The following is a 2,544-nucleotide window of genomic DNA, read 5'->3' on the forward strand; positions in this document are numbered from 1 at the left end:
GCGGCTCGCCTGATGGCTGAAGTGGCCGAAGCCAAGACTGTGATGGAAGAGTCCAGTCAAATTGAAGCTGTGGCGCAAGCTGAGCTGGATGCGATTATTCAGGCTTTGCCAAATCTCCCAGACCTTAGCGTGCCAGTAGGCGACGATGAAACCGGTAATGTGGTGCTTAAGCATTGGGGCACCCCGCCGCAATTCCCATTTGTTCCGAAAGATCATGTTGCGATTGGCGAAGCCTTGGGCGGGATGGATTTTGAAGGTGCGGCCCGGATTTCTGGATCGCGCTTCGTTGTGCTGAGCGGTCAAATGGCCCGTCTCGAGCGTGCCTTGGGCCAATTCATGCTGGACCAACACACTGAGAAGAACGGCTATCAGGAAACCAATGCTCCAGTTCTAGTGCGCGACCATGCTTTGTTTGGGACAGGCCAACTGCCCAAGTTTGAAGAGGATTTGTTCAAGACGACCGATGGCCGCTATTTGATTCCGACGTCAGAAGTCTCGCTCACCAATTTGGTGCGCGAACAAATCATCGACGATGAACGCTTGCCGATCCGCATGACGGCGCTATCGCCTTGTTTCCGCTCTGAAGCGGGCAGTGCCGGCCGCGATACACGTGGGATGATCCGCCAGCATCAATTCTGGAAAGTGGAATTGGTGTCCATCACCACGCCAGAAACCTCTGAGGCCGAGCATGAGCGGATGACGGCCAGCGCAGAAGGCATTCTGGAGGCTCTGAAATTACCCTATCGGCGTATGCTGTTATGTACGGGAGACATGGGTTTTTCCGCGCAACGTACGTATGATCTGGAAGTATGGCTGCCGGGGCAGAACGATGGCACAGGTGCCTATCGCGAGATCTCGTCCTGCTCCAATTGCGGGGATTTCCAAGCGCGTCGGATGGAGTCCCGCACGCGCGCGAAGGGCGAGAAGGCGACGCGGTTTGTCCATACTTTAAATGGGTCAGGCTTGGCGGTGGGCCGGACGTTAGTGGCCGTACTTGAAAACTATCAACAAGAAGATGGCACCATTCGCGTGCCCGACGTTTTGGTGCCTTACATGGGTGGACTTACTCACTTGGGATAGGCTTCAGCCATCGCCTGATAGCTGTCGGCTACCAATTCCTCGAGGACACTGAGATCAATGTCGCTTAGCTTGTTGATGTAGAGGCAGCCTTTCCCAGTGCCATGCTTGCCGAGCCGGGCAAGCAGCGGAGCTGCGCCCACGGAGTCCAGTTTTAGGTAACAAACGAGCTTTGCTTTGCGCGGGGAGAATCCAACGCGAGGGGAATCCCCTTCGTGTCCGCTCTCATACCGATAGTGATACGTGCCAAAGCCAATGATCGAGGGTCCCCACATCACGGGTTCTTGGCCCGAAGCCCGCGTGAACAGGTCGGCTAAGACTCTGCCCTCGTCGGCTCGCCCTGCGGGTTCTACTTCGGCGAGAAAGGCCGCAACGCTTTTGGTTTCAGGCTTTGTTTTGTTTTCCTTGGCCAACCTTATACACCTCTGTTGGAAGAAACTTTACACTTAACAAGTATACAGAATGGTGACTAAAAATCACCCTGTTCGATTCGAGGCTATGCCCATGTTTGATTTCGTTTTTTATATCTCGGCTGGAACACTCGCTTTCGGTGTGGGGCTTGGCGTTAAAGGCATGCTTGATCCGACTTGGGCTGGACAACTTGTTCGTTTGCAGCCTGAAAATGGACAGCCGGAGGGCTATGCAGAGTTTCGAGCAACATTCGGCGGGATGTTTCTAGGCCTCCATTTGTCCGCCTTGGCCTTCATGGTTTTCTGGAACAAAGAGGCTGGCATTGCGGCTTGTAGCATTTTGGCAGCTGGCTGGTTGTTCACGGCTTTGGGCCGCTATTTATCCTACAGCATGGATTCCAACACCCAGCACAGCCATGTGGTTCGATCCGTCGCGATTGAAGTGATTATCGGGCTTGCGATCGCCGTATGGCCGATCACCTCTGTTATGAAGCTATAGATACTGATTGTTCTGTTTGGTCGACTGAGGTTGCTACCTAGACGTTAAATTTCAGAAACTTACCTCTTTGTAATTGGTAATTCCGACTAGGCATCCCTATTTATCCCGAAAGGTGCCACGGGGGTGGCGAAAGCTTTTGGCGTTGCGCCGCCGCAGCCTAGTGATCCCCTCAGATCCTGCGTGATAAACGCAGCAGCACCCGCGGTGCTTTGTAGTAGAGGCTTTTTGGATGACACATTTCAGCAAGACATTTGGCTTGGCCATTGCCCTGGCACTCGGCGCAGCAGCAGCCATAACGGGTCCTTCGTACGCAGATCGAAAGGCAACAGAAAATCAGCGCGCGCAAGAGGGAAAGCTTCTTCAAATGCCTGTGACGGATTTTCTGTTCAATTCGTCTATGATTAGCACCAGCAAAGTAGGTGAGGTGCTAAAGCCAGGCGAGGTGATTGGCCGCTTCGATGTCCAAGTTACCCAAACAGCGCGATTGAAAGTCGACACAATCTCGCGTCGTGGCAGCTATCCCAAGTCTGTGCCTGCTGGGACGGTTTTGTTTCAAGT

The 2,544-nt window shown here is 53.6% G+C and carries 4 protein-coding genes; 3 read left to right on the forward strand and 1 reads right to left on the reverse strand.

All coding sequences use genetic code 11. The annotated features are described in order from the left end of the window. Positions 1 to 1,080 (forward strand): serine--tRNA ligase (serS, locus tag ACIQ20_RS16540; RefSeq protein WP_395782259.1); only part of this gene is annotated, 1,080 nt, incomplete at its 5' end. On the opposite strand, the gene ACIQ20_RS16545 is transcribed toward serS, so the two are convergent. Further along, a complete protein-coding gene (locus ACIQ20_RS16545) occupies positions 1,068 to 1,490 on the reverse strand; it encodes a DUF1801 domain-containing protein (protein WP_346381412.1) in 423 nt (140 codons plus the stop codon). The two genes, serS and ACIQ20_RS16545, sit on opposite strands and share 13 nt — an antisense overlap. A 91-nt stretch (positions 1,491 to 1,581) precedes the next feature. Here ACIQ20_RS16545 and ACIQ20_RS16550 point away from each other — a divergent pair, with 91 nt between their 5' ends. Both ACIQ20_RS16550 and ACIQ20_RS16555 read left to right on the forward strand, forming a co-directional pair. Further along, positions 1,582 to 1,986 carry a hypothetical protein gene (locus ACIQ20_RS16550; protein ID WP_395782261.1) on the forward strand — a complete coding sequence of 135 codons (405 nt, stop codon included), beginning with the start codon at positions 1,582 to 1,584 and terminating at the stop codon, positions 1,984 to 1,986. Between the two features lie 229 nt (positions 1,987 to 2,215). Further along, a partial coding sequence (locus ACIQ20_RS16555; protein WP_395782263.1) for a hypothetical protein occupies positions 2,216 to 2,544 on the forward strand: 329 nt, incomplete at its 3' end.

The sequence above is a fragment of the Aquidulcibacter sp. genome (assembly GCF_044346625.1).
GTDB lineage: Bacteria > Pseudomonadota > Alphaproteobacteria > Caulobacterales > Aquidulcibacteraceae > Aquidulcibacter.